Source organism: Pyruvatibacter mobilis, assembly GCF_012848855.1.
In the GTDB taxonomy this organism is placed as follows: domain Bacteria; phylum Pseudomonadota; class Alphaproteobacteria; order CGMCC-115125; family CGMCC-115125; genus Pyruvatibacter; species Pyruvatibacter mobilis.
In genome coordinates, this window is record NZ_CP051630.1 from 323,024 (window position 1) to 349,592 (window position 26,569).

General features: G+C 63.3%; 18 protein-coding genes and 1 pseudogene. 7 read left to right on the forward strand and 12 right to left on the reverse strand.

Annotation, left to right across the window (positions count from 1 at the left end; genetic code table 11):
- Positions 1-154: 154 nt before the first annotated feature.
- From HG718_RS01520 to HG718_RS01530, 3 genes are all read left to right on the forward strand, one after another.
- Positions 155-2,080 (forward strand): autotransporter assembly complex protein TamA, encoded by a 1,926-nt coding sequence (locus HG718_RS01520; protein WP_160586740.1) that lies wholly within the window; start codon positions 155-157, stop codon positions 2,078-2,080.
- On the forward strand, positions 2,080-6,225 hold the full coding sequence (locus HG718_RS01525; RefSeq protein WP_160586741.1) for a translocation/assembly module TamB domain-containing protein: 4,146 nt from the start codon (positions 2,080-2,082) through the stop codon (positions 6,223-6,225). Before HG718_RS01520 ends, HG718_RS01525 begins: the two co-directional genes overlap by 1 nt.
- A 129-nt stretch (positions 6,226-6,354) precedes the next feature.
- Positions 6,355-6,876 carry a hypothetical protein gene (locus HG718_RS01530; protein ID WP_160586742.1) on the forward strand — a complete coding sequence of 174 codons (522 nt, stop codon included), beginning with the start codon at positions 6,355-6,357 and terminating at the stop codon, positions 6,874-6,876.
- A gap of 17 nt (positions 6,877-6,893) precedes the next feature.
- Here HG718_RS01530 and HG718_RS01535 read toward each other — a convergent pair whose 3' ends face one another.
- The 4 genes from HG718_RS01535 to HG718_RS01550 all read right to left on the reverse strand — a co-directional run bounded on the left by HG718_RS01535 (position 6,894) and on the right by HG718_RS01550 (position 11,915).
- Positions 6,894-7,880: an alpha/beta hydrolase gene (locus HG718_RS01535; protein ID WP_160586743.1), complete on the reverse strand. Its 987-nt coding sequence runs from the start codon at positions 7,878-7,880 to the stop codon at positions 6,894-6,896.
- Positions 7,881-8,120: 240 nt separating this feature from the next.
- Positions 8,121-8,594, reverse strand: a complete 474-nt coding sequence (locus tag HG718_RS01540) for an Hsp20 family protein (RefSeq protein WP_160586744.1) — start codon at positions 8,592-8,594, stop codon at positions 8,121-8,123.
- A gap of 176 nt (positions 8,595-8,770) precedes the next feature.
- Entirely contained in the window at positions 8,771-10,846 is a 2,076-nt protein-coding gene (locus HG718_RS01545) for a TRAP transporter permease (RefSeq protein ID WP_160586745.1), read from the reverse strand.
- A 34-nt stretch (positions 10,847-10,880) separates the two neighbouring features.
- On the reverse strand, positions 10,881-11,915 hold the full coding sequence (locus HG718_RS01550) for a TAXI family TRAP transporter solute-binding subunit (RefSeq protein ID WP_160586746.1): 1,035 nt from the start codon (positions 11,913-11,915) through the stop codon (positions 10,881-10,883).
- A gap of 317 nt (positions 11,916-12,232) precedes the next feature.
- Here HG718_RS01550 and HG718_RS01555 point away from each other — a divergent pair, with 317 nt between their 5' ends.
- Together HG718_RS01555 and HG718_RS01560 are read left to right on the forward strand one after the other, a co-directional pair.
- The gene (locus tag HG718_RS01555; protein WP_188658383.1) at positions 12,233-12,703 is read left to right on the forward strand and encodes a hypothetical protein; all 471 of its coding nucleotides are present in this window, start codon (positions 12,233-12,235) and stop codon (positions 12,701-12,703) included.
- A 322-nt stretch (positions 12,704-13,025) separates the two neighbouring features.
- Complete coding sequence (locus HG718_RS01560) at positions 13,026-13,856, forward strand: hypothetical protein (RefSeq protein WP_160586747.1); 831 nt, start codon at positions 13,026-13,028, stop codon at positions 13,854-13,856.
- A gap of 70 nt (positions 13,857-13,926) precedes the next feature.
- Here the strand turns inward: HG718_RS01560 and HG718_RS01565 are convergent, their stop codons facing one another.
- Entirely contained in the window at positions 13,927-15,483 is a 1,557-nt protein-coding gene (locus HG718_RS01565) for an acyl-CoA carboxylase subunit beta (protein ID WP_160586748.1), read from the reverse strand.
- Between the two features lie 131 nt (positions 15,484-15,614).
- Here HG718_RS01565 and HG718_RS01570 point away from each other — a divergent pair, with 131 nt between their 5' ends.
- A complete protein-coding gene (locus HG718_RS01570) occupies positions 15,615-16,604 on the forward strand; it encodes an alpha/beta fold hydrolase (RefSeq protein ID WP_160586749.1) in 990 nt (329 codons plus the stop codon).
- Here HG718_RS01570 and hisN read toward each other — a convergent pair.
- The 5 genes and pseudogenes from hisN to HG718_RS15610 all read right to left on the reverse strand — a co-directional run.
- A complete protein-coding gene (gene hisN, locus HG718_RS01575; RefSeq protein ID WP_160586750.1) occupies positions 16,601-17,419 on the reverse strand; it encodes a histidinol-phosphatase in 819 nt (272 codons plus the stop codon). The genes HG718_RS01570 and hisN overlap by 4 nt on opposite strands.
- A 50-nt stretch (positions 17,420-17,469) precedes the next feature.
- Positions 17,470-19,308, reverse strand: a complete 1,839-nt coding sequence (gene typA, locus HG718_RS01580) for a translational GTPase TypA (RefSeq protein ID WP_160586751.1) — start codon at positions 19,306-19,308, stop codon at positions 17,470-17,472.
- 156 nt (positions 19,309-19,464) lie between these two features.
- Positions 19,465-20,121 (reverse strand): YceI family protein, encoded by a 657-nt coding sequence (locus HG718_RS01585; protein ID WP_205345622.1) that lies wholly within the window; start codon positions 20,119-20,121, stop codon positions 19,465-19,467.
- Between the two features lie 124 nt (positions 20,122-20,245).
- Positions 20,246-21,403 carry a glycosyltransferase family 4 protein gene (locus tag HG718_RS01590; protein ID WP_280521610.1) on the reverse strand — a complete coding sequence of 386 codons (1,158 nt, stop codon included), beginning with the start codon at positions 21,401-21,403 and terminating at the stop codon, positions 20,246-20,248.
- A gap of 227 nt (positions 21,404-21,630) precedes the next feature.
- A pseudogene (locus HG718_RS15610) lies at positions 21,631-22,413 on the reverse strand (UDP-2,3-diacylglucosamine diphosphatase); the annotation flags it as partial.
- 393 nt (positions 22,414-22,806) lie between these two features.
- On the opposite strand from HG718_RS15610, the gene HG718_RS01600 reads away from it, so the two are divergent.
- Positions 22,807-23,700: a diacylglycerol/lipid kinase family protein gene (locus HG718_RS01600; protein ID WP_160586753.1), complete on the forward strand. Its 894-nt coding sequence runs from the start codon at positions 22,807-22,809 to the stop codon at positions 23,698-23,700.
- 27 nt (positions 23,701-23,727) lie between these two features.
- Here the strand turns inward: HG718_RS01600 and HG718_RS01605 are convergent, their stop codons facing one another.
- The gene (locus tag HG718_RS01605) at positions 23,728-25,320 is read right to left on the reverse strand and encodes an FMN-binding glutamate synthase family protein (RefSeq protein WP_160586754.1); all 1,593 of its coding nucleotides are present in this window, start codon (positions 25,318-25,320) and stop codon (positions 23,728-23,730) included.
- A gap of 221 nt (positions 25,321-25,541) precedes the next feature.
- Entirely contained in the window at positions 25,542-26,225 is a 684-nt protein-coding gene (locus HG718_RS01610; RefSeq protein ID WP_160586755.1) for a lysozyme family protein, read from the reverse strand.
- Positions 26,226-26,569 lie beyond the last annotated feature (344 nt).

Sequence of the window (26,569 nt, forward strand, 5' to 3'; positions counted from 1 at the left end):
ATTTGCCGCGGAAGGGAATTGATCAGGCGCAAAAAGTGCGCCGGTCGCCGTTTGGCCATGATGAAGCTATATTGGCGGCATCATGCTTGTTTTGCTGGGTTTCCGTCGCGTAGCGCGGCCAATATGGCGGGCCGCACCCGGAATGGCGCTGGCCATGTCGATCTCTGCCGGGCTGGCGTCCATCGCGCAGGCGGCGGACGATGCCGCACGCGCGGATGTCCCTCCGGCTCCCGGCCCACAAGTCCCCCTGATCAGCGACTCGCTGCGGCTTATTGGCGACCGCGGCTATGCAGTTCGTCTCGACGGCGTGCCTGATGGCCTTGGCGGCGCGTTCGAGGAAGTCTCGCAGCTGATTGCCCGAAAGGACGAACCACCGGCAAGTATCGGTGGTTTGCGCAGGCGCGCCCAATCCGATGTGACGCGCATGAACAAGGTGTTGCAGTCGCGGGGATATTTTGAGGGCACCGTTGCTTACCGGATCGATCTTGGGCTGCCGCAATCTGCATCAGCAACTCCGGCAGACGGGACAGTGGTGCCCGGTGCCGCACCACCGGTTCCCGCGCTGCCAACACAGCCGGTCGAAGTGGTGGTGCAGGTCGATGCCGGTCCGCAATATGTGATCGGCGACAACCAGGTCTCTTACCGCGAGAAGGCAGCAGCAGAGTCCGTCGGCGACAGCGATGCGGGCTTGCCGTCCGACTTGTCAGCCTATGGCATTGTGCCTGGTGCGCCTGCGATTGCGGCGGATATCATTGCCGCTGAGAAAAAGCTCGTCGATGATCTGCACGACCGGGGCTACCCCTTTGCCAAGTCTGGCGGCCGGCGGGCGCTGGCGGACGTGGACTCCGACAGGCTCGCAGTCACGACATTTGTTGAGCTGGGTGCCCGGGCCCGTTTCGGGGACTTGACCGTTGACGGGCTGGAGCGGGTAACGCCCGCGTATATCGACCGGCGCAAGACATTCGAGGATGGCGAAGTCTTCGATCAGCGGAAGCTTGACGACATGCGGGCGGGGCTCGTCCGGTCCGGCCTTTTTGACGGTGTGCGCTTTCAAGTGGGCGAGGCCGTGAACGACACGGGCGAAGTGCCCGTGACACTAACGGTGAGTGAGCGTCCGCCGCGCACAATCGGCGCCGGCGCGAGTTACTCGAGTACCGAGGGCTTCGGCATCAGTGCCCATTGGGAGAACCGCAATCTTCTTGGCGAAGGGCAGCATCTGCGTCTGGAAGCGCGGATTGCGCAGATCGAGCAGGAGGCCGAGGCGCGATACCGGGTGGCTGGCTTTCGCCGTGCTGATCAGACGCTTGAACTGGGCACCATGGCGGGGCGCGAAAGTACCGACATTTATGACCGTGTCGGTGGCTTGCTGACGGCCGGCATCGAGCGGCCGCTGGGTGACAAATGGACGGGGAAGGCAGGTGTCCTGTTCGACGGCGCGCAGGTGGACGAAGTCGGCGAAGCGACGGAGACGGCCCTTCTTTTCGGTGTGCCGCTTCAGGCGACGTACAACGGAGCTGACAGCCTGCTTGATCCCCGCGACGGCTATCGCCTCAGGCTCGCCGCCACGCCCTATTTCGGGCGGTTCAACGATGAACTCGCCTTCCATGTAGCCGACGTGGAACTGCGGACCTATGTGCCGCTGGACGAAGAAAAGCGGCTCGTCTGGGCGACGCGTGCGCGTGCGGGGTCGATCGTCGGTGCGCGGACGGGCGAGCTTCCGGCGGATAAGCGTTTTTATGCCGGCGGTGCCGGGTCGGTGCGTGGGTTCGAATTCCAGGAGATATCCCCGCTGGGCACGGATGGCGCTCAGGAAGGCGGACGCAGCCTCATGGAGTTCTCCAATGAACTGCGCTGGCGCTTCATGGATGATCTCGGTGTGGTGCCGTTCATTGATGGCGGTATCGTGACGGACTCGCCACTGCCCGACTTCGAGGAGGAGGTCGCGTGGGGTGGTGGGCTTGGTTTCCGCTATTACACCTCCTTCGGGCCCATCGGGGTCGACCTGGCCTATCCCATCGCCACGCCCTCGGACGAAGAACCGAGCCTCAAATTCTACGTCAAGCTGGGTCAGGCCTTCTGATGCAGTGGGCCGATGACCGGATGGACTGGCCGCGGATGCGTGGGCACGGGCTTGAGGCCGCGCGGGTTGCCGCGGTGGCTGTTGGCGCCGGTCTCAGTGTGGCAATGGGGCTGGTAGTCCTGCTGTTCTTCGTGCTCCAGGTCACGCCCGTGCGGGTGGCTCTCGCGGAGCGCGTGCTGGGCTCCCTGGCTGAGGGAGACGGCATCACCGTTACCTTTGATGGTTATGGCGGGTTGTGGCCGGTTCGGCTGACAGCGGAGCGTGTCGTTGTGCGCGACGGTGAAGCCTTGCTGGCCGAGATAGAGGACCTCTCCTTAGGGTGGCGTCCGCTCGCGCTTCTGTCCGGCGAGGTGCATGCCACGGAGATAGTGGCGGCGCGGACAACCATCCATGCCCTTCCGTCTGGCGGGAGTGACGAGGAAGAAGATACTCGGCCCGGTCCGCTCGTCCCCTCACTGCCTGTCGCGGTACGGGTCGACGAGCTCAGGCTTTCAGAGGTGATGCTGGCGTCTGGTGTCGCCGGCACCGAAACCGTTGTTCTGACTGCTCAGGGGCGCGCAGGCCTTGCCGGCCGGCGGGCTGATCTCAGCCTGTCTGTCGCGCGCACCGGCGGTGCCCCTTTCAACCTTTCAGTTGCCGCGTCCCTGGGTGAGGCGGTCGCACCACAGATCGATATCTCGCTGCGGGATGGCACGGTGGAGCAACCGGGACTGGTTGCCGCTCTGACAGGCGACCCGTCGCTCGGCACGCTGGACGTTACTGCCTCATCATCCGGCGACCTGTCGGACTGGACTTTCGATCTCGCCGGGCAGATTGGTGCCTATGGTGATGTCACGGCAATTGCGCAGGGGCCTCTTGGTGACAATGGCCGCCTTGCAACGAAATTGCGCTTCTTGCCCGGTGCGGCGCTGGCCGACGTAAAGCAGGTCTCACTGGACGGCGATCTTGCCTCGGCGGGTGGTGTCTATGAGATGCAGGATGCCCGGCTTTCCTATGGGGACACTTCCTATGCGGGGGCGGTGACGCTCACTGATCCGTTGTCCGCTCCGAAGCTGCGTCTGTCAGGTCAGCTTGCCAGGCTGGATGCGCTGGTCGGTGAGCAGCTGCCTGAACCCTTAACCGTTGATCTTGATGCGACCTCAGACGCCGGGCTGACCCGAATTGAAGTTGCGCGGCTGACGCTATCAGCACCCGGACTGATGGCGGATATGTCCGGCGACATCGACCTCTTTGCCGACATGGCGTCTGGTCAGGCTGATGTGGAAATCTCAGGCACTGACCTGTTGCCTCTTGGGGGTGATTTGACGGCGCGGGTTGATGTGCAGCGTCTCGACTTTGCCGGCGCCCTGACCGGGCGTTTGGACGCACGCTACGCGCCTGCGCTTGGCCCGGATGGGGAACCCAATGCGGTGCTTGGCGAGGTGGTGACCCTTGCGGGCCGGTTCACCGGAACTGCCAGTGGCGGTGATGGGGGTACAGGCAGCGTTGAAACGATTGTCGAGAGCCTGAGCCTGACACCGGCATCGGGCGCTTTCGACATTGCCGCTACCGGCCGTGTGTCGGCTGACGCCAGCGACCTTGCCCTGACCGCTGATGCAGATGACCTCTCGGTTTTCTCTTCACTTGCCGGCACGCCGCTTGGGGGGCGTGCCAAGGCCGAGGTGACACTGACCGGGGCATTAAGTGCTCCGCAACTTGCTGCCGCCGTGGATCTTGATACAGCGCGCGTGGCCGGGGTTGATCTGCAGGGGCGCCTCAACGTAGACGGGAGGTTGACGCCTGCCGTCGACCTGACCCTTGCGTTCAACGGGCGCGCGGCAGGTGAAACGGCGCGGGCTTCTGCCCGAGTAATGCAGGACCAGGGTGCGACACGACTTGCGGAGATCGAAGCTTCCCTGCCCGGACTGGTGGCGTCGGGGGATGTGGTGCTGGGGCCCGCCGGCGCAGTTGACGCTGACCTTGGTCTTGATGTGGCGTCGCTTGACGCGGTGGGGCGGATTGCCGGTGTGCCGCTGAAGGGCCAGGGCAATCTCGCGATCAAGAGTGTTTCAGAAGAGACCGGCAGCAAGATGACCGCGAAGGGTGCCTTCAAGCGGATCAAGATTACCGATCTCTGGATCGGCGGGGCCAGGCTCGACGCAACGCTCGCACCGGAGGAGACACTTGATGCCACAGTAAACCTCCGGTCTCTGGCTGCCGGCGGCGCGGCAGCAGATCGCGTGAGGATCGGCATCAACGGCACGGTGCAACGGCCCTCTGTCGCTTTCGAGGCAAGCGGTGTCCAGCCGTTTGACGGGGCATCGGAAAACGGACGTCTATATGGGCGGGGCGATATCGATGTGGATGGCGCAAAGGCATCACTTACCGAACTCGAAGGGCGGCTTGCGGATGTTCCTTTTTCCGTGGAGCAGCCGGTACGGCTTTCCTATGCGACGGGTGTGAGTGTCGAAGACCTGTCTCTGCGTCTTGCGAGCGGCCGTGTTGAAGGGAGGCTGGAGCAGAAGCCGGGCAGGCTTGACATGGATGTGTCTCTTGCAGCGCTCCCCCTCTCTCTTGTCAGTGCCCTGACCGGTGCTGAAACCGGCATTGGCGGAACCTTGGAGGGGACGGCGAAGGTGTCAGCCAGCGGGGCGCGCGGGGAGGGCACTTTCAATCTGACGGCAGCCCCGGTGGTTCCTGGTGCTCAGGTTGCGCCCCCCAGGGTTGCCATGGAAGGCACATGGGACGGTGCTGAACTCACAGCGGAGCTGACGGCGGAAATGCCGGGCACGCGTGACCTCACGGGGTCAGCACGTCTTCCTGTCGGCGTGCGCAATGGTGTGCCTTTCCTGAAGGAACGCGCGCCGCTGACCGCTTCGTTGTCCGGGGTCGTCGACCTCGGGGCGGTCTGGCCGCTTGTGCCGGTGGATGGTCACCGGATGGCGGGGTTGATGGATGTTGATGTGTCGGCATCAGGCACGCTCGTGGATCTGGATGTGGCCGGCGGTGCGACCATGAGCGACGGCCTTTACGAGAATTACGACACGGGGCTTCTGCTTTCCCCCCTCAAGGTGAAACTGGATGGCACCGGTACGGGCGGCACACTGGAGGTGGATGCGCGCGACGGTGCAGAAGGGCGTCTGGCGGGCGAAGGTGTGCTTGACCTGACCGACCAATCCGACAACCGCCTGAATGTTTCCATGCAGATGACGCGCTTCCGCGCGGCCCGGCGGGATGAGGTCAATGCGGTGGCCAGTGGGACAGTCACGGTTCTGTGGCCGCGTGGTGTGGATGGGGCGGCGACGCCGGTGACCATCGGCGGGGACATACAGGTGGACCAGCTGGATGCGCGAATACCGGACAAACTTGCTTCTGACGTGACAGTGATCGACGTGACCAAGGTGACGGGCGATGGCGTGCCGGTTGATCCGGAAGCTGAGAAATCTTCTGCAGAAGAGGCGGATGATCCGCCCGGCATCGTTCTGGATGTGGCGATCAATGCGCCGCGCCGGGCCTTTGTACGCGGCCGGGGGCTGGAATCGGAATGGGGCGGGGCGTTGAAAGTGACCGGTCCTGCTGATCAGCCTGCCCTGGTTGGCAAGTTTGAAGTGCTGCGTGGCACGTTCGATTTTCTGGGCCGCAGCTTCAATCTATCAGGCGGTACGGTGGAGTTTACCGGTGGCCAGGACGTTGACCCCTATCTCAACGTGAAGGCGGTCTACGAGGAAGATGGTTTCGAGGCAACCGTGTCTGTCACGGGACTGTCGTCGGATCCGCAGATCGGCCTGTCGTCCGTACCCGCCCTGCCGCGCGATGAAATTCTGTCACGGGTGCTGTTTGGCACGGGTACCGGCCAGTTGACGGCGCTCCAGGCGGTTCAGCTGGCGGATGCGGCGGCCAATCTCGCGGGCGCGTCATCTGGCGGCGGCGTGCTGGATGCGATGCGCCGGGCACTGGGGGTGGACGTTCTGTCCTTTGGCGACGATGGGGTTGAAGTCGGCTCCTATGTGCGGGACGGCGTCTATGTGGGTGTTGCCCAGGGGCTGGACGCAGGATCCGGCGAGGTGAACGTGGAAGTGGAACTCACCGACGACATCTCACTGGATGGCGGTGTGGGGACCACAGGTGACACGAAGGTCGGTGTCACCTGGGAGCGCGACTACTGAGCCTCGGAGTACCCGGCTCTGCGCGCTGTGAGCGTGTCCGGTTGTCTTAAAGGGCGGTTAAACCTTGGCTGCCAGACTATGCTGATCGTACATCCGCAATCCGGCCTCACAGATGCCGGGATGCGGTGTGTGCCGCCTGACGGCGGCAGTTTCCATGAGGAAGGCATGGTCATGGTATCGATGACCCCGGATGCGGAAATCACCCTCGATGAAGAGGATGTCCAGCTTGATGACGAGCTGATGGCGGCTATTGCCGCGGCTGAAGCTGCGGTTGAGAGCCTCGCTGAAGACTATCCGGCACAGCTTTCCCAGGATGCGGGCACACTTGCAGACGCGATGACGCGTTTGCGTTCTGCTGCTCCCTATACGGAGGAGCATGCCGCTGCATCGGTCGATGCCTTTGGCGTGCTGCACGATATCAAGGGACAGGCGGGATCGTTCGGGTTCGATATTGCGACGCGGCTGGCAGGTCCTTACTGCGAGGCACTTCGCGGTATGCGTCAGGTCGCGCCCGGCATGATCGATCTGCTTGATGAAGCGACGTCTACACTCTGTGATATCGCCGCGGCAGCCGAACGGGAAGAGTTCGGACCCAGGGTCGACGATCTGCTGCGCCGCCTTGCTGAGTGCTCCGCACCTGCCGGCAAGTAGCGCGGTCGAGCGGCGTTCTACTCCGCAGCTTCGGATACGGGAGCGGCAAGACTTGTGGGTGCGCTGTTGTCCGCGGCATCCGCACGCATTTTCAGGAACCTGCCTAGACGCGTAATGGCGTGCCTACTTTCCGGCATCTTCGGGAACGCCTGGAAGACATGCATCATTCCCGGCCAGATCTCGAGCGACGCGTCCACACCAGCATCGAGCGCCTTGGCGACAAGCCTGCGGGAATCATCCAGCAGGATTTCCTCACCGCCGACCTGCACCAGGAGTGGTGGCAGGCCGTCAAGGCAGGCGTGCAAGGGGGATGCTATCGGGTGGGTTGGTGATGTCGCCTGCAGGTAGTGACGGGTTGCCAATGCAGCGGAATCAAGCCGCAGCATCGGGTCTGCCTTGGCCTTGGTAAGCATGGTGAGGCCTGTCAGCGCCAGGTCCGTCCAGGGGGACAGGAGGGCTGCGCCCGCGGGCAACGGCATGCCTGCCTCACGCAGGGTCAGCAGTAACGAGAGGGTCAGCCCGCCGCCGGCACTGTCGCCTGCCACAACGATGTCCGATGCGGCGTAGCCCGAGGCGAGCAGCCATCGGTACGCTGCCTCCGCATCTTCCACGGCTGCGGGGAAAGGATGTTCAGGCGCCAGACGGTAGTCGATCAGCAGGGCATCAAAGCCTGCTTCACGGCACATGCGTGCGACCATCAGACGGTGCGTGGCCGGACTGCAGACGACATATCCGCCGCCATGAAGATAGAGCACGATCTTTCGCGACCGCTGAGGTGTCGCGCCATCGGGCACGGCATCAATTGAAGGCCCATAGATCCATTCGCCGGGCACACCATTTGCCGAGACCGGGCTTGTTCTGATCCACGGGGCCTTGGCGTTGAGGCGACCTGCCATCCGGTTGACCCGTGCGCGCATGACGGCCGGGTCGGCGTAAGGATCAAGCGGCCTCTTGACCGCAAGACGGAGGAAGAGAGCGGTCAGCCTGCTCTGCCAGCTTGCCATGGGATCCTCGCAGGGTCTTGGCAGGGACGCATTTCGTGGCGACGCGGGAACGTCGCCGCAGTGTCATCGATTTGAAATCATACGGCCTGGTGTGTCGAGTCGTTTTGCCCACATGTCGCGCATGGAAGCCATGCTGACAGAGATGGATAACGCCTGTATCTCGTGCACGGCATGCAAAGAAGCGCGACCGCAGTCCGCGATCGCGCTTCCATCCGTGTGAGAGCTTTTTCTGTCAGGCAATCAGGCGGCGTCGGCCGTGTTTTCGATCACCTTGCGGCCATTGCCGTTGGCGCTGGACTGGATCGCGATGGTGCGCGGCTTCAGCGCTTCGGGGATCTCGCGGCGTGTGTCGACGTGAAGCAGACCGTTCTCGAGCTGTGCGCCGGTCACCTGAACGTGGTCGGCAAGCTGGAAACGGCGTTCAAAGCTGCGGGTGGCAATGCCGCGATGGAGGAAATTCCGGTCCTCGTCGCTTTCGACCTTTTTGCCTGAGATGGTGAGGGTCTGATCCTTCACCTCGATCTCAAGCTCGTCCTCGGTGAAGCCTGCGACCGCCATGGTCACGCGGTACTCGTTCTCGTCCACGCGCTCCACATTGAACGGCGGATAGGACGGTGCCTGGGCGTCAAGCCGGCTGGCGGTATCAAGCAGGCCAGCGAGGCGGTCAAAGCCAATGGCACTGCGGTAAAGGGGGGAAAAATCATAAGCACGCATGAGACATAACCTCCTGATGAGCGTAATGCGTATCAAGCTGCATGTGCCTTTCACCCTTGGATGCCGCCCCGTGCGGGCACGGCGGTGAAAGGTGATGAAGCCCAACGCGGACCCGACAACCGGCGTCCGCTCTTGATATTTGGGAACCCGCCACGGGGGCGTCAAGGGGGAGCGGATCATGCCCGCCGGGTTTGGAATCGCCAGAAAACCGCCAATCCCACGGCAAGGATGCAGCTCAGTGCCACATGCTCCCAAAGAGTGCCCCAAGGCAGGATGACCGCCGACCCCGCAACCCCCAATACCAGGCGGGACAATGGGGGCAGGGTGGCGGCGAAGTAGCCCTGAAGCGATGCTGCGAGCGCCATGAATGCGGGCATCGCCATGAGTGCTGTCACCAAGGGCTCGATGCCCGTTCCGGTGACCAGTGGCTGATAGACAAAAAGCAGCGGGACAAGGTAGAGGCCCTTGGCGATTTTCCAGGCCGAAAGGCCCGTTTCCATGGGCCGTGTCCCGGCAATTGAGGCGGCGGCGAAGGCGCAGAGAGCGACTGGCGGCGTGACGTTGGAGTCCTGACTGAGCCAGAAAATCACAAGATGGGCTGCAAGCAGCATGGACGCGAGGAGGGGCGGCGAGAGGAGGCCATCGGCCAGTGTCGCGCGTATGTCCGCGGGCAGGGCTGCGAGCAGGGTGGAGGCCTGCGTCTCCGTCATTTGCTGACCGACAAGTGCTGCGAGATCGGGCGCTGCAAGGAGGGCATAGGCGGCAAGTTCCGGCGTGCTGCCGCCAGCCATCAGGGTGCGGACCAGTTCCGCGTCCACCATCAGACCATAGATGGCTGGTGCCGACAGGGTGGCGAGCACGATGTAGCTGGCCGTAACCGGTAAGCCCATGCCGAGAATGAGGGAGGCGAGGGCAACGAGCACCAGGGTCAGCAGCAAACTTCCACCGGCCCAGCCGGACAGCATGAGCGAGAAGGTGTTGCCTATGCCTGTCATGCCGACCACGTTGACGATCAATCCGACACAGAGCAGCAGCATGGCAGTGGGTGCCATGGACTTTGCACCGTCGGCGGCGGCTGCCAGGACATCGTCGAGCCGCATGGGGGTGCCGGAGAGCCATGAGCTTGCCACGGTGACAAGGATGGCGATTGCAGCGGCGAAGACCGGTGTGAACCCCCAGATCAGCAGACCTGCGAGAGCGCCTATTGGCAGGAGGAAATGCCAACCCTGGCGGAGGACGGGGCCAATAGGTTCCGCATCGTTTTCAGGCGTGAGGCCTAGCCTTGCGGCTTGGAGGCGCACGAAGACACCGACAGTGAAGAAATAGAGGATCGCTGGCAGCACCGACACCGCGATGATTTCCAGGTAGGAGATCTGCGTGAAAGAGGCCATGACGAAAGCACCTGCCCCCATGACAGGTGGCATCAACTGGCCGCCGGTGGAGGCTGCGGCTTCGACGCCGCCGGCGAATTTTGGGGGGAAGCCCGCACGCTTCATCAGCGGGATGGTGATGACACCTGTCGAGACCGTGTTGGCGACGGCTGACCCTGTAATCGACCCCATGAGACCGGAACCGAGAATTGCCACGATCCCCGGGCCGCCCGTCATGCGCCCCGCGGCAGCACGGGCCAGCGCCAGGATGAAATCGCCCGCGCCGGAACGCACCAGGAATGCACCCAGCAGGATGAACATGAACACGAAGGTCCAGGAGATGCGTGCGATCGGGCCGAACATTCCGTCGGTGCCGAAGTAACTGCGGAACAGAAGTGTTTCGGCGGACAGGCCTGCGAAGGCGAAGGCCCCGGGCACATGGGGGCCCCACAACACCACGTAGGTGAGCGCCAGGAGTGTCAGCACAGGCACCACCCAGCCGGTGGTGCGGCGCGCCAGTTCCATGACGATGGCGATCGCCGTCAAAGCCGCAATCCAGTCAGACCAGATGAAGCTGACACCGCGTGCGTAGAGCGCGTCCTCAGCCATGTAGAGGTAGATCGAGGTGGCCAATGCACCTGCAGCTATCAGCCCATCGGCAATGATGCGTAAGGCGCGCGGCCCGGAGGCCGGGAATAAAAGCACACAGAGGATGGCAAACAAACCGAAGTGGAACCCGGCAGCCTGTAGTTCCGGCATTGTGCCGAACAGGTTCGCCCACAGATGAGCTGCGGAGACGACGACAGCAAAGGCAATGCCAAGGCGGCCAAGCGGTGCGGCTGCAGGCATGCCGCCTGTGCCTGATCCCGGCTCATCAGCCATGCGGTAGTCTCCCCCGTTTGTGCCGGCTCAAGCGTCAGGGCTTGAGGCGCTGCGGCACTTCTAAGCCCGCTTCTTCATAATAGCGCAGGGCGCCAGGGTGAAGCGGCAGGGGCAGACCTGTGGTGGCGCTGTCCAGGGCCATGTCCTTTGTTGCGGCATGAATGCCTGCAAGGAACGGGAGGTTCTCGTAGACCGCCTTCGTCAGCTGATAGACATCTTCGTCACTTACATCGGCGTTTACGGCGAGGAAATTGGGCTGGGCGATTGTGGCGACATCCTGCTGCTGGCCCGGATAGGTGCCGGCGGGAATGGTGAAGGGCGACCAGAGCGCGATGTCATCACCCAACGCCGCATTGATGATTGCCGTGTCCTCAAGGCTGAAGGCCAGGACCACAAGATTTCCGTTAGCAGCGGCGAATGCCCGGGTCACAGCGCTGACGGGGACTCCCGCCGGGGTGTTCATGCCCACGGCTTTGCCGTCCTGAATGGCATCGGCGCTTGGACCGTAGCCGAGACTGATGACGTCAAAATCTGTGCCTGGCTCGATGCCAAGCGCCGACAGGATGTGGAGGGCCGACCCCTCGGAGCCTGAATTGCGCTTGCCCATGGAGAAGGGTTTTCCCAGACCCTTGAGGTCGTGGATTGTTCTGGTCTTCGTCTCATCCGCATGCAGAACGAAATGCTCGACGTTTCGCCACAGCATGGTGACCGCACGGAGGTTTTCCTGCGGTCCGGTGTTTTCGAGCTGGCCTGTTCCGGTGGCGGCCCACGCGCCATAGAGCCCTTGCAGGATGGCGAACTGGGCTTCGTCTTCCCGCATCAGTTTCACGTTCTCCCCGGAACCCGCTGAGCTGATGGCGGACAGGGAGAAGCCGTATTGCGGTTCAAGCTTGAGCTTGCTGAGTGTCGCGATGGCGACGCCGACGGGGTAATAGGTGCCGCCGGTGGTGGCCGTGGCCATGATGTATTGCCGGTCCTGCGCTTGGGCGGAAAGAGCTGCGGTCAGCAGCGTGCCTGCCGCCACGGCGGCAGCGGCGATGTGGCGGGCATGTCGGGTCAGGCGGCGCATGGGTAGTCTCCCTGGAGGTCCTGGCAGTCCGAAACGGCTGATCTGCGCGGGATAGTATCACGTGCTCCCGCCGTCTCCAGCGAGGCCGCTTTAGGCGTGACTGATTAACCATACAAGTCGTTCATCTAAATGAGATTTTGCTCATCTTGATGATCGAAAGGTTAACGCGGCATGCAGGAGGAGTTCAGGCGCGCGGGACGATGCTTCCAGACGGGGGAATGGCATTCAGGCCGGAGGCAGGTGCCGGGCTGAATGCACCGCTGGTGGGCGGGGCATCAATGCTGCGCCCGGCGAATCTTACCGACAGGAGCGCTCACATGAACTCTCGACTGGCTTTGGCAATCGCCGGTTTGGCCGGGGCATTTGCCCTTGGCCTGCTGACCGGTGCACCCGCACACGCCGCGGTACCGGCAGGGCTTGCCGCTACCGCGGATGCTCCGCTGGCAGCCACGCAAATCGATCACAAGCGGCCGCGTCATCGCGGCTACAAGTATCACGGCGGCTGGCGGCAATCGCACTGGCACAAGCGGCACTACAAGCAGCATCGCAACTATCACTACGGTCCGCGCTACCGCCATCACGGCTACGGCAATGTGCAGCCGTTCAAGCACTTCGTCCGGATCCTGTCCGGTCATGGCTATTACCGTTTTGGCCGTCCGACATTTCATGGCCACGGACGGCACTGGACGCCTCACTATTATGTGAATGCCCATGATGGCTACGGCCAGCGGGTCCATCTGCGGGTGTGTGCCTATACCGGCAACGTGCTTGGGTGGCGCTATCACTAGGCGATGACGCCAGGGGCAGGGCCGCCTTTATCGGCGGAATGACGGGCGTTTCCGGCGATGCCGGGGACGCCCGTTGTCTGTTGGACAGGCGGTTTCCGGGACTCGTCTGACGTGAGCCTGCATGCCGGGTTGGGTGAGGTTCATAAGTGTGAGCCCCGTCTTAACGGGCCACCCAGAACGGGTTCAGCGCGGGTCGGTCAACTTCCTTCTCACGCACCGGGGACATGCCGGTGCCACGACGTTCCTGCCACCGCGTGCATGGGTGGCCAAGCTGAACCGCCCGCATGAGCAGCAGCCGGGCAAAAGAGAAGGAAGCCATGAAATGAAGAAGTATCTGATCCTTGCAGCCATGGGTGGCGCTCTTGCCGCCACCTCTGCCATCGCTCCGGCGCAGGCGGGCGGCTTTTCGCTGACCATCAGCAACGGCAATGGCGGCGGCATCGTTTTCGCCAATGGCAAGGCGCATCACTACAACAGCTATGACCGTGGCTGGCACCGCACTGATTTCTATCATCAAGCGCGGAAGGCCCATGGCGGCCAGGGCAAGAACTTCCTCTACATTCCGGGGGTGGTGAAGAAAATCCAGCAGCGCACCGGCAGCAAGGTGACGGACATCGTGTTCCGAAATGGCGTTTATCACGTCAAGGGCTATGGCCCGCGCGGTGGTTTCAACCAGGCCAAGGCTGATCCTTATACAGGCCGTCTGTTCGACGTCAGCCGTGCGCACAAGACCGAGCCTACCCCGAAGCGGGCGCTCGGCATCCGCAAACTGCTGTCAAATCTGCGCCATGAAGGCTTCAAGAAGTTCGACCGCGTGGACCTCAAGGGCCATGTCTACAAGGTGCGGGGGCTCAACCGCCGGGGCCGGCCGGTGCTGATCACCGCCGACAGCCGCACGGGCCACATCGAGAATGTGCAGAAGGCCAAGCGATACAATCTGCATGCCAAGGCGGCCCCGCAGCGCAAGCCGTTCAAGCACTGGACCGGCGGGCTGAAGAAGCACAATTACTCGCACTTCTCAGGCGCTACCTACGTCGCCGGTGGCAATGACTGGAGCGACCACTACCGGGTGAAGGCGCGCCACGGCAAGCGCAACGTTGATCTGCGGATCTGTGCCTATACCGGCAATGTGCTGGGTTACCGGTACCTCTAAGCCGCAAGAGAGGTGCTCTCCGGGAGGGTGCCCGGGCTTCGGCCCGGGCACCTTTTTTATATGCGGCGGGTCAGGCCATGGCGCGGAGATAAGGGCCGCGCTGATGATCGAGCGTCGGCCAAGCCCAGTCGAGCCATTCATTCAGCTTGGCGCGGGTTTCACGCGGGTCGATCAGTTCGTGGACGGAGAAACCCTCGGCCCGGGGGAAGGGGGATTGGGTGGCGGCCAGCATCTCTTCCAGCTCGCGGCGCTTGGCATCAGGGTCGTCGGCGGCAGCGATCTGGCGGGCGAAGGCGACCGCAACGCCGCCCTCAACAGGCAGGGCGCCTGTCTCTGCGCTGGGCCATGAGAACACATGGCCGCCGGGGGCGAAATGGGCGGCACCCGCCACACCGAACACCTTGCGGACGATGACACTGGCCCAGGGCACACGGCCATTCATCACAGCGGCAATGGCTTCCGCACCCGCGCGGATGGTGCCGGTGGTTTCGGAATCCGGGCCGATCATGAAGCCCGGCTCATCGACCAGCGCCACCACGGGCAGGTTGAAGGTGTTGCAGAAATCAACAAAGCGCCGCGTCTTGCGGGCGGCGTCCGCTGTCATGGCACCGGCGTAGTAGGTGCAGTCGTTGCCGAGGATGCCGACGGGGCGTCCTCCGAGGCGGGCGAGACCTGTGATGAGGGAGGGGCCGTAGCGGCGGGTCATTTCGAACCAGCTGCCGTCATCCACCACGGATTTGATGATCTTGCGCATGGCATAGGGCTTGCGGCGTTCGCGCGGGACGATTGAGAGGAGCTTGTCGTCGGCGCGGTCCAGCGGGTCATCGTTTGGGAGAACGGGGGCGGCCTCGAAGACGTTCTGTGGCAGGTAGGAGAGGAAGCGGGCTATGTCCTCCAGCGCTGCTTCTTCGGTCTCCGCCACGTTATCGATGACGCCTGATTTGGCGTGCACGTCCGACCCGCCCAGTTCTTCCTTGGTCATCTTGTGGCCGGTGGCGCGTTCGACAACGGCGGGGCCGGCGATCAGCACCTGGGCGTTTTTGGCCATCACCGAAAAATGCGAAGAGACGAGACGGGCAGCGGGCATGCCCGCAACCGGGCCAAGCGCTGCTGCGGCAACGGGCACGGTGCCGAGTGTCTTTGCCACCGACAGGAAGCGTGGGGTCGAGAAAACCGGATCACCGACAGGGCGGGATTTGCCCTTGTTGCCGCCGGAGCCTGCCACCGACCCGCCCCCGCCTTCATGGAGGCGGATGAGCGGCACCTTGTATTGCAGGGCCACGTCTTCGGAATAGACGCTTTTGCGCAGGCCGGCGGGGTTGGGTGAGCCGCCCTTGAGGGTGAAATCTTCCCCGCCGACGATGACGCGGCGGCCGCCCACCTTGGCAAAGCCGAGCACGAAATTGGCGGGGCTGAAGCCTGTCTGATTACCGTCCTCGTCGAATTCCGGTGCACCTGCGCCTTCGCCCAGTTCCTGGAAGCTGCCGTCATCGGCCAGGTGGGCGATGCGTTCCCGGATGGTGAGGCGGCCCTTGGCGTGCTGCTTGGCAATCCCTTCCTCGCCGCCCTGCTTCTTGGCGGCGGCGCGGCGGGCGATGATTTCCTTGGCTTCGGCTTCCCAGGTCATGTGTCGTGTGCTCATTGTTCGGGATGCAGCAGCGGGCTGGTTTGCACCCGGGCGGCGTTGCATCGTATTGGATCAGGTCGCCGGGCAGCCTATCTGTAATCGGCTGACAACAAAACGCGGAGCCGCGCCTCATGACATCTCCTGCCTCGCTGACGGACACTCCCGAGAACCCCTGTCCCGAGGGGGCGGAGGCGTTCTGGTTTGCGGGATATGACGGGCGGCAACTGCGCGGGGCGGTGTGGCCTGCCACAGCTGATGCGCCGCGCGGCACGGTGCTGCTGTTCAGCGGGCGGACGGAATTCATCGAGAAGTATTTCGAGGTGGTGACGCAGCTGCGTGAGCGGGGCTATGCGGTTGCCACCATGGACTGGCGCGGGCAGGGGCTGTCAGCGCGGATGACGGGTAACCGGCTCAAGGGGCATATCGATGATTTCAGCGAGTATGACCGGGACCTTGCCTGTTTCCTCAAACTGATCGGCGAGCGCCAGATGCCTGCACCCTATGTGGGCCTTGCGCACTCCATGGGCGGCAACATCCTGCTGCGCTGGCTTTATCTGCAGGACACGGGCGCTGCCCTGGCGCGTGGGCTGCCGAAGCTGGAAAAGCTGGTTCTCAGCGCGCCGATGGTGGACATCGCACTCAAGCCGTGGATGAAGGGGCTGATGCGCGGTTTCGGCTTTACCGGCATGGCGCTGGGGCTGGGGGATGCCTATTTGCCTGGCGGCGGTGATAAAGACGCTGTCGGGTCTCATGCGTTTGAGGGCAATAGCGTAACGTCAGACCCGCAGCGTTATGCGAGGCAGGTTGCCCTTGTTGAGGCGAACCCAAATTTGGCACTGGCATCTGTCACCTGTGGCTGGGCGGGGGCTGCGTCCGAGAGCATGGACTGGGTCCAGAGCGATCAATTTGCGCGGGCCATCACCACGCCGGTGTTGTTTGCCGGGGCGGAGAAGGATGTGCTGGTGCCGGATCAAGGTGTTGCGGCGCAGGCACGGCGGATGCGCACGGGGCAGTATCTCAAGTGCGTCGGCTGCAAGCACGAAATCCTGATGGAGCAGGATGACTTGCAGGCACCGTTCTGGGCAGCGTTTGACGCGTTTCTGGCGCCACAGACGGCCTAGGCCTGCGAGAGGGTTTCCAGCGCCTGATCGTGGATGCGCCGGTCGCCTGACGCGATCATGCGGCCGCCTGATTGGGTAAAGGCGTCGCCTGCCCGCAAGGGGCGGCCCTGCCAGTCTGTGACACTGCCGCCGGCGGCCTCGATGACCGGCACGAGCGGCAGGATGTCATAGGCCTGGTTGCCGGCTTCCACCACGAGATCCATCTGCCCCATGGCCACCATGGCGTAATTATAGCAATCCCCGCCATAGCGCAGCAGCTTCACCCTGTCGGCGAGGGTGCGGAAAGCATCGGCTTCGCCGCCTTTGGCAAACATGCGCGGATCGGTGGCGCCCATGACCGCGTCATCAAGGCCCGCGCAGGGACGCGTCTGCATCGGGGTACGCCCGGTGCGGCCGATCAGGAAGGCACCGGACGGACCGCCGATGAAGCGCTCGCCTGTATAGGGCTGGTCCATCAGTCCGACTGCCGGGACGCCGTCCTGCATGGCGCCGATGAGCGTGCCCCAGGTGGGCAGGCCCGACATGAACACGCGCGTACCGTCGATGGGGTCGATGACCCAGGAGATGGGCGACGTGCCGGGCTTGAAGCCGTATTCCTCACCCAGAATGCCGTGGTTCGGGAAGCGATCATCGATCAGCGCGCGGATGGCGCGTTCGCCTGCCTTGTCGCCTTCGGTTACCGGATCGAAGGCGCCGCGCGAGCGCTTGTCGCCTACGTCCAGCGCGGTGCGGAAATAGGGCATGATGGCAGCGCCCGAGGCGTCTGCCAGCTCCAGGATAAAGCCTTCAAGGCTTATGGGATCATCGCTGCTCATGGGCTCACGGGTAGCCCGTTGGGCGCGAGGCCGCAAGCGGCTTTGGCCTGTTATTGAGCAGCGGCCGCGGCGTTGCGGTGGCGCTTGCGCTCATGGGGATCCAGGTAGCGCTTGCGCAGGCGAATGTTTTCCGGGGTCACCTCGACGAGCTCGTCGTCTCCGATATAGGAGATGGCCTGTTCGAGCGCCATGGGCTGCACCGGCGTCAGGCGCACGGCTTCGTCCTTGGACTGGGTGCGGATATTGGTGAGCTGCTTGCCCTTGAGCGGATTCACTTCAAGATCGTCCGGGCGCGAGTTCGCGCCGATGATCATGCCCTGATAGACCTTGGTGCCAGGGGTGATGAACAGTTTGCCGCGATCCTCAAGGTTCCACAGGGCATAGCCGACGGCCTCGCCATCGCTGTTGGAGATCAGCACGCCGTGGTGACGGCCACCGATTTCGCCAGCGTAGGGCACCCAGCCGTGGAACAGGCGGGACATGATGCCGGTGCCGCGGGTGTCGGTCAGGAACTCGCCCTGGTAACCGATGAGCGACCGGGCGGGGCAGATGAAGGTCAGCCGCGTCTTGCCGGCGCCGGACGGGACCATGCCCATCAGTTCAGCCTTGCGCTGGGTCAGCTTGTCGATGACGACGCCGGTGAACTCCTCGTCCACGTCGATCTGCACTTCTTCGGCGGGCTCGATCTTCTGGCCGTTTTCGTCTTCGCGCATCAAAACGCGGGGGCGCGAGATCGACACCTCGAAACCTTCGCGGCGCATGGTTTCGATCAGGATGCCGAGCTGCAATTCGCCACGGCCCGCCACCTCATAGGCGTCACCGCCGGGCACTTCAGAAATCCGGATCGCCACATTGCCTTCTGCCTCGCGCAGCAGGCGCTCGCGGATGACGCGGCTTTGCACCTTCGAGCCCTCGCGACCGGCGAGCGGGCTGTCATTCACCATCATGGTGATGGCCAGGGTCGGTGGATCGACGGGCTTGGAATCCAGCGGTTCAGTGATGGAGACATCACACAGCGTGTCGGACACGGTTGCGGATTTGAGACCGGCAATGGCCACGATGTCGCCGGGTTCGGCGCTGTCGACGGGTTCGCGGAGGGGCCCGCGGAACGCCAGGACTTTCGTGACACGGCCGCGCTCGCGTTCTTCGCCTTCGCGGGTCAGCACCTTGATGGTCATGTTCGGCTTAATGGTGCCGGCCTTGATGCGGCCGGACAGCAGCCGGCCGAGGAACGGGTCGGACTCGATGCCGGTGGCCAGCAGCTCGAAGGGAGCATCCTCGCTTTCGAGGTCTTCCGGTGCCGGCACGTACTCCACAATGGCGTCGAGCAGGGCGTCCATGCTGTCGCCGGAGGTGGCTTCGGTGGCAGACGCCCAGCCTTCGCGGGCGGAGGCATAGAGCACCGGGAAATCGAGCTGCTCGTCGCTGGCATCAAGGCCTGCGAAGAGGTCGAACACGGCTTCGTGCACGTGGTCGGGGCGGGCGTCCTTGCGGTCCATCTTGTTGATGACGACGATCGGGCGCAGGCCGAGGGCCAGTGCCTTCATGGTCACAAACTTGGTCTGCGGCATGGCACCTTCAGCGGCGTCCACCAGCAGCAACACGCCGTCCACCATGGAGAGGATGCGTTCCACTTCACCGCCGAAATCGGCGTGGCCCGGCGTGTCCACCAGGTTGATGCGGATGCCCTTCCACTCGAAGCTTGCGACCTTGGCCGAGATGGTGATGCCGCGCTCACGCTCCAGATCGCCGGAATCCATGGCGCGGTCTTCCACTTCCTGGCCTTCCCGGAAGATGCCGGAGGCCTGGAACAGCTTGTCCACCATGGTGGTCTTGCCGTGGTCGACGTGGGCGATGATCGCAATGTTGCGGCGTTCCTGGGTGGCCATGGAAACCTGTCTTAACTGGGTGTCAGAACCGGGTAATAGACGCAGAAAGGGCGCGGAACCGGGAAACTCCCATTCCGCGCCCTTCTACGAGGACTTTTCTGGCGCCGGTATAGGGCCCGGACGCCGATCTGTCGAGTGCCCGATAGAGCGGGGCAGCTATTCCTGACGCATGGCCTCGGCTTCGATCAGCAGCTCGATTTCAGAGCCCACGGCCGGAACACCGTAATCCATGCCCCACTGGGTACGGTCGAGGGTGCCGGTGGCAGAGAAGCCTGCGACATATTTCTTGGAGAAGGGGTGTTCTGCGGCCTTGTTAAGCGTCACATCAAGGGTCACCGGGTGGGTTTGGCCCAGCATGGTGAGGTCGCCGGTCACCTTGGCGGTGGCGTCGCCGGTCACTTCGATGGCGGTGGAGGTGAAAGTCATCTCCGGATATTCGGCCACGTTGAAGAAATCAGCGTTGCGAAGGTGCTCGTCGCGTTCCTTGTGGGCGGTGTCGATGCTTGCGGTGTCGATGGTGACGTTAACCGTGCTGGCGGTGAGGTCGTCAGCATTGATGACAATGTCGCCGGATACCGTGTCGAAATTGCCGATGGTGCTGGAGAAGCCCAAATGGCTGACCTTGAAGCTGGCATGCACGTGCGTGTCATCGATCACATAGGTGCCGCCCTGGGGCGTTTCGGCCTGTGCGGCCGTGGCAAGCAGAGCCCAGAGAAGGGCGATGGCGGCGAGTGCGCCTGTGGCGACCATCAGGGGGCGGCTGCGGTTTTCCTCGGTCGCGGCGAGGGCGCGTGCTGTACGGCGTGACGGCATCTCGGTAACTCCCTTGATAGCGGGCAATATGACGGGTGAACCCCTCTCATGTGAGAGCGTATCACGCGCGCTGCAAGAGGCCAGCGATATGAGAAATGCCCGGGGCTATGCTGTTAGGCCCGCGTTATGAGCGGCGCAGCAGGCGCGGGCGGTCCTGGGTAGGCGGGCGCTGGATCGCCAGATTGCTGATGAACTGACGGGTGCAGGCTTCCCAGGAATATTTGAGCGCAAATTCGCGGGCCCGCTCCGGCGAAATGCGGACGGCCGTGCGGGCGGCGCTGGCCAGGTCATCCCGCAGGCAGCCCACCGGCGCGTCGCCGATCACGTCCTTCGGGCCCTGCACCGGATAGGCGGCCACAGGCGTGCCGGAGGCCAGGGCTTCCAGAGTGACCAGGCCGAACGTATCGGTCTTGCTGGGGAAGACGAAGCAATCGCTGGCGGCGTAGTGCTCAGCCAGCTCTTTACCGAATTTGGGTCCGGCGAAATGCACGTCCGTGTGCTTCGCCTTCAGGCTTTCCAGCTGCGGGCCACCGCCAACCACGAGCTTGGAGCCCGGCAAATCGAGATCAAGAAACGCCTCAATGTTTTTTTCCACCGCCACGCGGCCGACATAGAGCCAGATCGGCCGGGGCAGATCGAGGAAGTCACCCTTCTTCAGGTCAGGGCGGGGACGGAACAGCTCGACATCCACCCCGCGTGACCAGATGGCGGTGGAGGGGAAGCGGCGCTGCACCATTTCTTCCTGCAGAGATCTTGTCGCGACCATCATGGTTGTCGCGGGGCCATGGAACCAGCGCAGGAAGCGGTACCCCCACGACACGGGCGTGCCGAAGCGGGCGTTGATGTATTCGGGAAAGCGCGTGTGGAATGACGTGGAGAAGGGCAGGTTGTGGCGCACGCAGTAATTGCGGGCAACAAGGCCCAGGGGCCCCTCGGTAGCGATATGAATGGCGCTGGGTGCGAAATCGCGGATGACCTTGCCCATCCAACCCCACGGCCACACCGCTAGGCGGATTTCCGGGTAGGTGGGCGCCGGAATGGTGACGAAGTCCTGCGGCGTTACATACCGGATTTCATGGCCGAGCTTGGTGAGTTCCTCGCCCAATTGCTGAAGGGTGCGCACCACGCCGTTGACCTGGGGCTCCCATGCGTCGGTAACGACAAGCACACGCAGGGGCTTGTCTGTTTCTGCGAAGGCGAGATGAACGTCATCGCCGTGGCGGGGTGCTGTGTCCGGCAGCGTGGCAACGCGCGGCATGTCCGATGTCATCAGATTGTTCACGCAACGCCGCCTGCGACTTTGAGCATGTCCGATGCTGCCACCGGCACATGGCCACTGATCACGACTTCCTCGTCATCATCTTCTGCGGTGATGTCGGGTGCCCGGTCGGCGACCGAAGCGGCAATGACGGTGTTTTCTGCCGCAGTGGCCAACTCGGGCTCTCCCACGGGCAATTCGTCATCCGAGGCGGACGCAGAGGAGGATGCAGAGGCAAGACCAAGCGCCTTTTCGCGCTCCATGCGTTCGGCTTCCTGGTCGGCGGCAAAACGGGTCCAGTGGATGATGGTGAAAGTGCCGTTCATGTCTTCAGCAAGAGCTGTGCAGCTTTCCACCCAGTCGCCGTCGTTCATGTAGGTGACACCATCCATTTCGCGCATTTCCGCGTGGTGGATGTGACCGCAGACAACGCCATCGACACCCCGATCGCGTGCTTCCCGGGCAACGGCATCCTCATAGTTGGAGATGTACTCGACCGCGTTCTTCACTTTGTGTTTCAGATAGGCGGACAGCGACCAGTATGAGAGGCCGAGTGACCGGCGCAGGGTGTGCAGCATGCTGGAGCAGGTGAGGGCCACGTTGTAGGCCCAGTCGCCCACATGGGCGAGCCACTTGGCATAGCGCACGACGCCGTCGAACTGATCACCATGCAGGACAAGGTAGCGCTTGCCATTGGCGGCTTCGTGAATGTCCTCATTGATGACTTCTACGCCAGCAAGGGTGACGCCCACATAGTCGCGCAGGGCTTCGTCGTGATTGCCCGGCACGTAGATCACGCGGGTGCCTTTGCGCGCCTTGCGCAAGATTTCCTGGATGACGTGGTTGTGGGCCTCGTTCCAGTACCAGGAACGGCGGATGCGCCAGCCGTCGATGATGTCGCCGACGAGATAGAGCGTGTCAGCCTCGTTGTGGCGCAGGAAGTCCGCCAGCAATTCTGCCTTGCAGCCCGGCGTGCCCAGATGCGTATCGGAGATGAAGAGGGTGCGGTGCTTGCGGGGTGGGCGGACGATCAGATGCTTGCGCTTCACGCGCTTGCGGCCCCGGCCGCGCAGCCCGAAATGGCTCAGGCGTTCGCGGAAGCCCTTGGGGCGGAGCGGGTGGTCTTGGCCGCCCTTTCCGGTGTTCTTGCCAGCGTCCGACGCGTTGCGTGTCAGCGTGCCTGTGAGTGTCATTTGTGCCGCGACTCGTTGTGCAAATCAATTCGTGTACGGAGGACTTGATTTTCTGATTTTTTCGAAGCACATCTGCGCTGGATCGAAAAAGGTCAATCGAATCAAGGTCTCCCGGCCTCAACTTGCGCGGACTATCCCGGCGGGGAATGAACGTTTTGTGACGGTGAGGTGAACCCTTTGTACGCTGAGAAATTGGTAAACGGCGGTTTTCCTGCGCAGGGGCGAAGCTCCTCAGTGCGGCGTGCTGTCACGCTCATCTACAATCCGGTTGCCGGATGGCGTCGTCGTCGGAAGCTCATTGAGGTGGTGGAAGCGATGAACCGGCGCGGGGCGATCGTCACGCTACGCGAAACGGGCGGCCCTGGAGATGCCGAACGCTTTGCGCGCGAGGCGGCGGAAGCCGGCGGAACGGACATCGTGGTGGCAGCCGGAGGTGATGGCACCATCAACGAAGTGGCGAACGGGCTGGTCGGCAGTCAATTGCCGCTCGGGGTGATCCCTATCGGCACGGCGAATGTGCTTGCCATCGAGATTGGGTTGCCCACGTCAAGCGACGAACTTGGGGCGCTTCTCCTGGAGGGGCGGGCGCGCGCGATCGGTGCCGGCCGCGTCAACAAGCGCTTCTTCCTGCTGTGGGTCGGTGCCGGGTTCGACGGGCGGCTTGTGCACGCGATTAACCCGGTGATGAAGCGGCGCTTCGGTAAGCTCGCTTTCGTGTGGGCCGGCCTGAGGCAGATTGTATTTCCGGGAGGGCCACGCCTGCGTGTCAGTGACGGGGTGCGGGACGTTGTTTGTGGCTGGGTGGTCGTGGCCAATGCCTGCCATTACGCGGGCAAGTTCAGGCTGGCACCTTCCGTCCGGTTCGAAGATGTGGGTCTCGTGACCCTTTGCGTTCCCGCGCGTGGTCGACTTGGTCTTGTCTGGGCCATGATCGCTCTGGCGCTGGGGCGGCTCGAGCGCGCGCGTAACGTTGATGTGTTGCGAGGGCCTTCGATCCATATTGCCGATGACGGGCCGGACGAGGTCGATCCCGTTCAGGTGGACGGGGATGACATGCTGACACTGCCGGTGGACGTGGAATGCTGGGACGTTTCCAAGGCGCCCCAGATCCGCCTGGTGATGCCGTAAGTCTCTGTCGGTCTGCTGCTGTTTGCGCTAGCGCGCGGCGACGTCGTCCATGCCGTGATGGGTTCCCATGCTGCCATCGGTGATGGTGTCTGGCTTGTCGATCGCCGGTTTGAAGCTGCCGCCGGGCGGGAACATCTCATGCAGACCGATGGTGCGGCTGTTGGCACCCATGATGCGGCAATGATGACGCTTGAGCATGCGCGGATCGTCCACGCCGCAGGAGTGGGCGACCATGCCGACTTCCTTGTGCATGGTGGTGGCGTAGCGATAGACCCGCTCGGCCTTATCAGTGGCCACCAACCCGCGCTGCAGGTGCTTCTTGTGGGTTGCGACGCCGGACGGACACTCATTGGTGTTGCACTGAAGCGCCTGGATGCAGCCGAGCGCGAACATGAAGCCGCGGGCCGAGGTGACGAAGTCGGCGCCGGCGCACAGGGCCCAGGCAACGCCGGAGGGGGTGGTGAGCTTTCCGGAGGCGACCACCTTGATACGGTCACGCAGGCCGTAGACCAGAAGCGCATCAACCAGCGTGGGCAGGCTCTCCTGGATCTGCAGGCCCATATAGTCGATCAGCGGCTGTGGCGCGGCGCCTGTGCCGCCATCGGCACTGTCGAGCGTGATGAAGTCCGGTGCGCTTTCCTGACCGCGGCGGTTGATCTCTTCACACAGGCCGGACAACCAGCCATAGGCCCCCAGCACCATCTTGATGCCGACGGGTTTGCCGGTGACCTCACGCACATGGGCGATAAAGTCGAGCAGTTCGCCGACCGAATTGATTTCAGGGTGGCGATTGGGGCTGATCGAATCCTTGCCCTGCTTGATGCCGCGGATCCTGGCGATTTCGCGGGTGACCTTCTCACCGGGCAGGATGCCGCCCTTGCCCGGCTTGGCCCCCTGGCTGAGCTTGATCTCGAACATCTTGACCTGATCGAGCTCGGCGATGGCGCGCAGCTTGTCGTCGTTGAGGCTGCCGTCATCGTTGCGCACGCCGTATTTGGCGGTACCGATCTGGAAAACGATATCTGCACCGCCTTCGGTGTGAAACGGCGATAGCGCGCCCTCGCCGGTGTTCATCCAGATGCCTGCCTGCTTGGCGCCGCGTGACAGGGCCTGGACGGCCGGCTTGGAGATGGCGCCGTAGCTCATGCCTGAAATGTGGAAGTATTTGTCGGTCGTGTAGGGATGGCGGCAATAGGGGCCGACTGTCACGTTGCCCGGCGGTTCGGTGGCGTCACCCAGTTGCGGGAAGGGGCAGTTGACGAAAATCTTCGTGCCCACATGCGCGAGGCTGCGGGTGGAACCGAAAGGCACTGTGGTATCCACTCCCTTGGCGGCGCGATAGACCCAGGCGCGCTGGGCGCGGGGGAAGGGCAGTTCGGCGCGGTCATCGGCAAAGAAGTACTGGCGGAAATATTTCCCCAGATCCTCCATCAGGTAGCGCAGGCGGCCAATGACCGGGTAATTGCGGCGGATGGCATGTTTTGTCTGGGTGCGGTCGATGACATAGAGCGCAAAGACCAGCAATACGCCGGCGCCTATGGCGAAGACGAAGAGCGCCGAGAGAAGATCCACCGCATCTGCGACGGATGTGATCTGCAGGGCAGAAACAAACTGTTGCATGTTCTTGATCCCAGAAGCCGCAGGGCTGACCGGCCTGTTGGCGGTACCGGCAGCGCCTGGTGTCTATCCAGCGCCGCGCGAAGGTTGAGCGCGTGGATATGTTAGGTGGTCCGGCCGACAGGCAGGGCGCACATTGATGCCAATTCCACGTGACCCTGGTGTTACCGTTTCGTGAGAGCGTCCTGCCGGTGTCGTTGCCACCGGCACAGAGGCCCGCTGTGTCAGCGCGTGGTTACGGCTCCGGTCGGCAGGGCAAGACGTGCTTCCTGATGCTCGCGCTGCGGGTCCGCCACGTCGATGCCGCGGCGCAGGCCTGGAATGAGCGTGGGACGCAGGCCCAGAGCGGCGGCGTCAACCTGTGTGACCTGTTCAGATGGAGCAAGTGACGCGGTGACGATTGTGGGATCACCGGCTTCCATGACGGGCAGGGCGGGCGACGGCTTCATGGCCGGGACCGGCATGCGGGCCGCGATGGCCTGGCGTTCACTGATCAGCGTCTTGTCCACACGGGCGGCGTATTTCTCGCGCAGCTTGGGATTGTAGCTGTGATAGCGGGCACTGGCGGCGCGCCAGCTGCCGTGGCGATCCTTGAGGCGGCCCAGGAAATCCGCGGCATAGGCCATGTTGGCCGCCGGGTCGAAGGCTTCGTCCAGGCTTGTAAAGGCGCGCGGATGATAGCGCAGATTCACCTGCATGCAGCCTACATCGATGGAACGCATGCCTTTTGCCCTGAGACGCTCGACCGCCCAGATGGCTTCCTGTTTGTTGGCGAAACGATAGCCACGGCCATTGGCGTTGATGGTCCACGGCCATGCAGTGTGCGCTCCGTCAGGACCTCGGCGGCCTGTCTCGACAAGGCTCATGGCCTGGAGCAGCGCGTGGGGCAGGTCCGTAGCCTTTTCCACCCTGTGGGCGGCGTCACGGCAAAGGGCCCAGTCGCTCTCTTTTGCAACGCCTGCGGCTGGTGCCGTGGTGGGTAGCACGCAGAGCGCCGACACAGCTAAAGCGGCTGCAAGTGTTGTGCAGGGCCGGATAGCTTTCCCGGAACGGTTGGCGGCGGACCGTGCACGCGGCCCGGCACGCCTGCCTGCTGCTTGCTTTGTCACCTGTCCCAACCTTCCCTGGCGCCGACTTTCGGGTCGGCTGATCCACCTTTTCATGAAAAGGATGCGCGCCATTGGTTAATGGCGTATTACCAGGAAAATTAGGTGTCGAAACAAATGGTTATGGGCGGTTGTGCGATGCGGTT

Excerpts from the sequence above, each read along its gene's own strand:
- HG718_RS01560 (WP_160586747.1), top strand. The coding sequence starts at position 13,026 with ATGAAGAAGTATCTGATCCTTGCAGCCATGGGTGGCGCTCTTGCCGCC.
- HG718_RS01565 (WP_160586748.1), bottom strand. The coding sequence starts at position 15,483 with ATGACCTGGGAAGCCGAAGCCAAGGAAATCATCGCCCGCCGCGCCGCC.
- HG718_RS01520 (WP_160586740.1), top strand. The coding sequence starts at position 155 with ATGTCGATCTCTGCCGGGCTGGCGTCCATCGCGCAGGCGGCGGACGAT.
- HG718_RS01525 (WP_160586741.1), top strand. The coding sequence starts at position 2,080 with ATGCAGTGGGCCGATGACCGGATGGACTGGCCGCGGATGCGTGGGCAC.
- HG718_RS01545 (WP_160586745.1), bottom strand. The coding sequence starts at position 10,846 with ATGGCTGATGAGCCGGGATCAGGCACAGGCGGCATGCCTGCAGCCGCA.
- hisN (WP_160586750.1), bottom strand. The coding sequence starts at position 17,419 with ATGAGCAGCGATGATCCCATAAGCCTTGAAGGCTTTATCCTGGAGCTG.
- typA (WP_160586751.1), bottom strand. The coding sequence starts at position 19,308 with ATGGCCACCCAGGAACGCCGCAACATTGCGATCATCGCCCACGTCGAC.
- HG718_RS01585 (WP_205345622.1), bottom strand. The coding sequence starts at position 20,121 with ATGCCGTCACGCCGTACAGCACGCGCCCTCGCCGCGACCGAGGAAAAC.
- HG718_RS01605 (WP_160586754.1), bottom strand. The coding sequence starts at position 25,320 with ATGCAACAGTTTGTTTCTGCCCTGCAGATCACATCCGTCGCAGATGCG.
- HG718_RS01540 (WP_160586744.1), bottom strand. The coding sequence starts at position 8,594 with ATGCGTGCTTATGATTTTTCCCCCCTTTACCGCAGTGCCATTGGCTTT.
- HG718_RS01570 (WP_160586749.1), top strand. The coding sequence starts at position 15,615 with ATGACATCTCCTGCCTCGCTGACGGACACTCCCGAGAACCCCTGTCCC.
- HG718_RS01555 (WP_188658383.1), top strand. The coding sequence starts at position 12,233 with ATGAACTCTCGACTGGCTTTGGCAATCGCCGGTTTGGCCGGGGCATTT.
- HG718_RS01550 (WP_160586746.1), bottom strand. The coding sequence starts at position 11,915 with ATGCGCCGCCTGACCCGACATGCCCGCCACATCGCCGCTGCCGCCGTG.
- HG718_RS01535 (WP_160586743.1), bottom strand. The coding sequence starts at position 7,880 with ATGGCAAGCTGGCAGAGCAGGCTGACCGCTCTCTTCCTCCGTCTTGCG.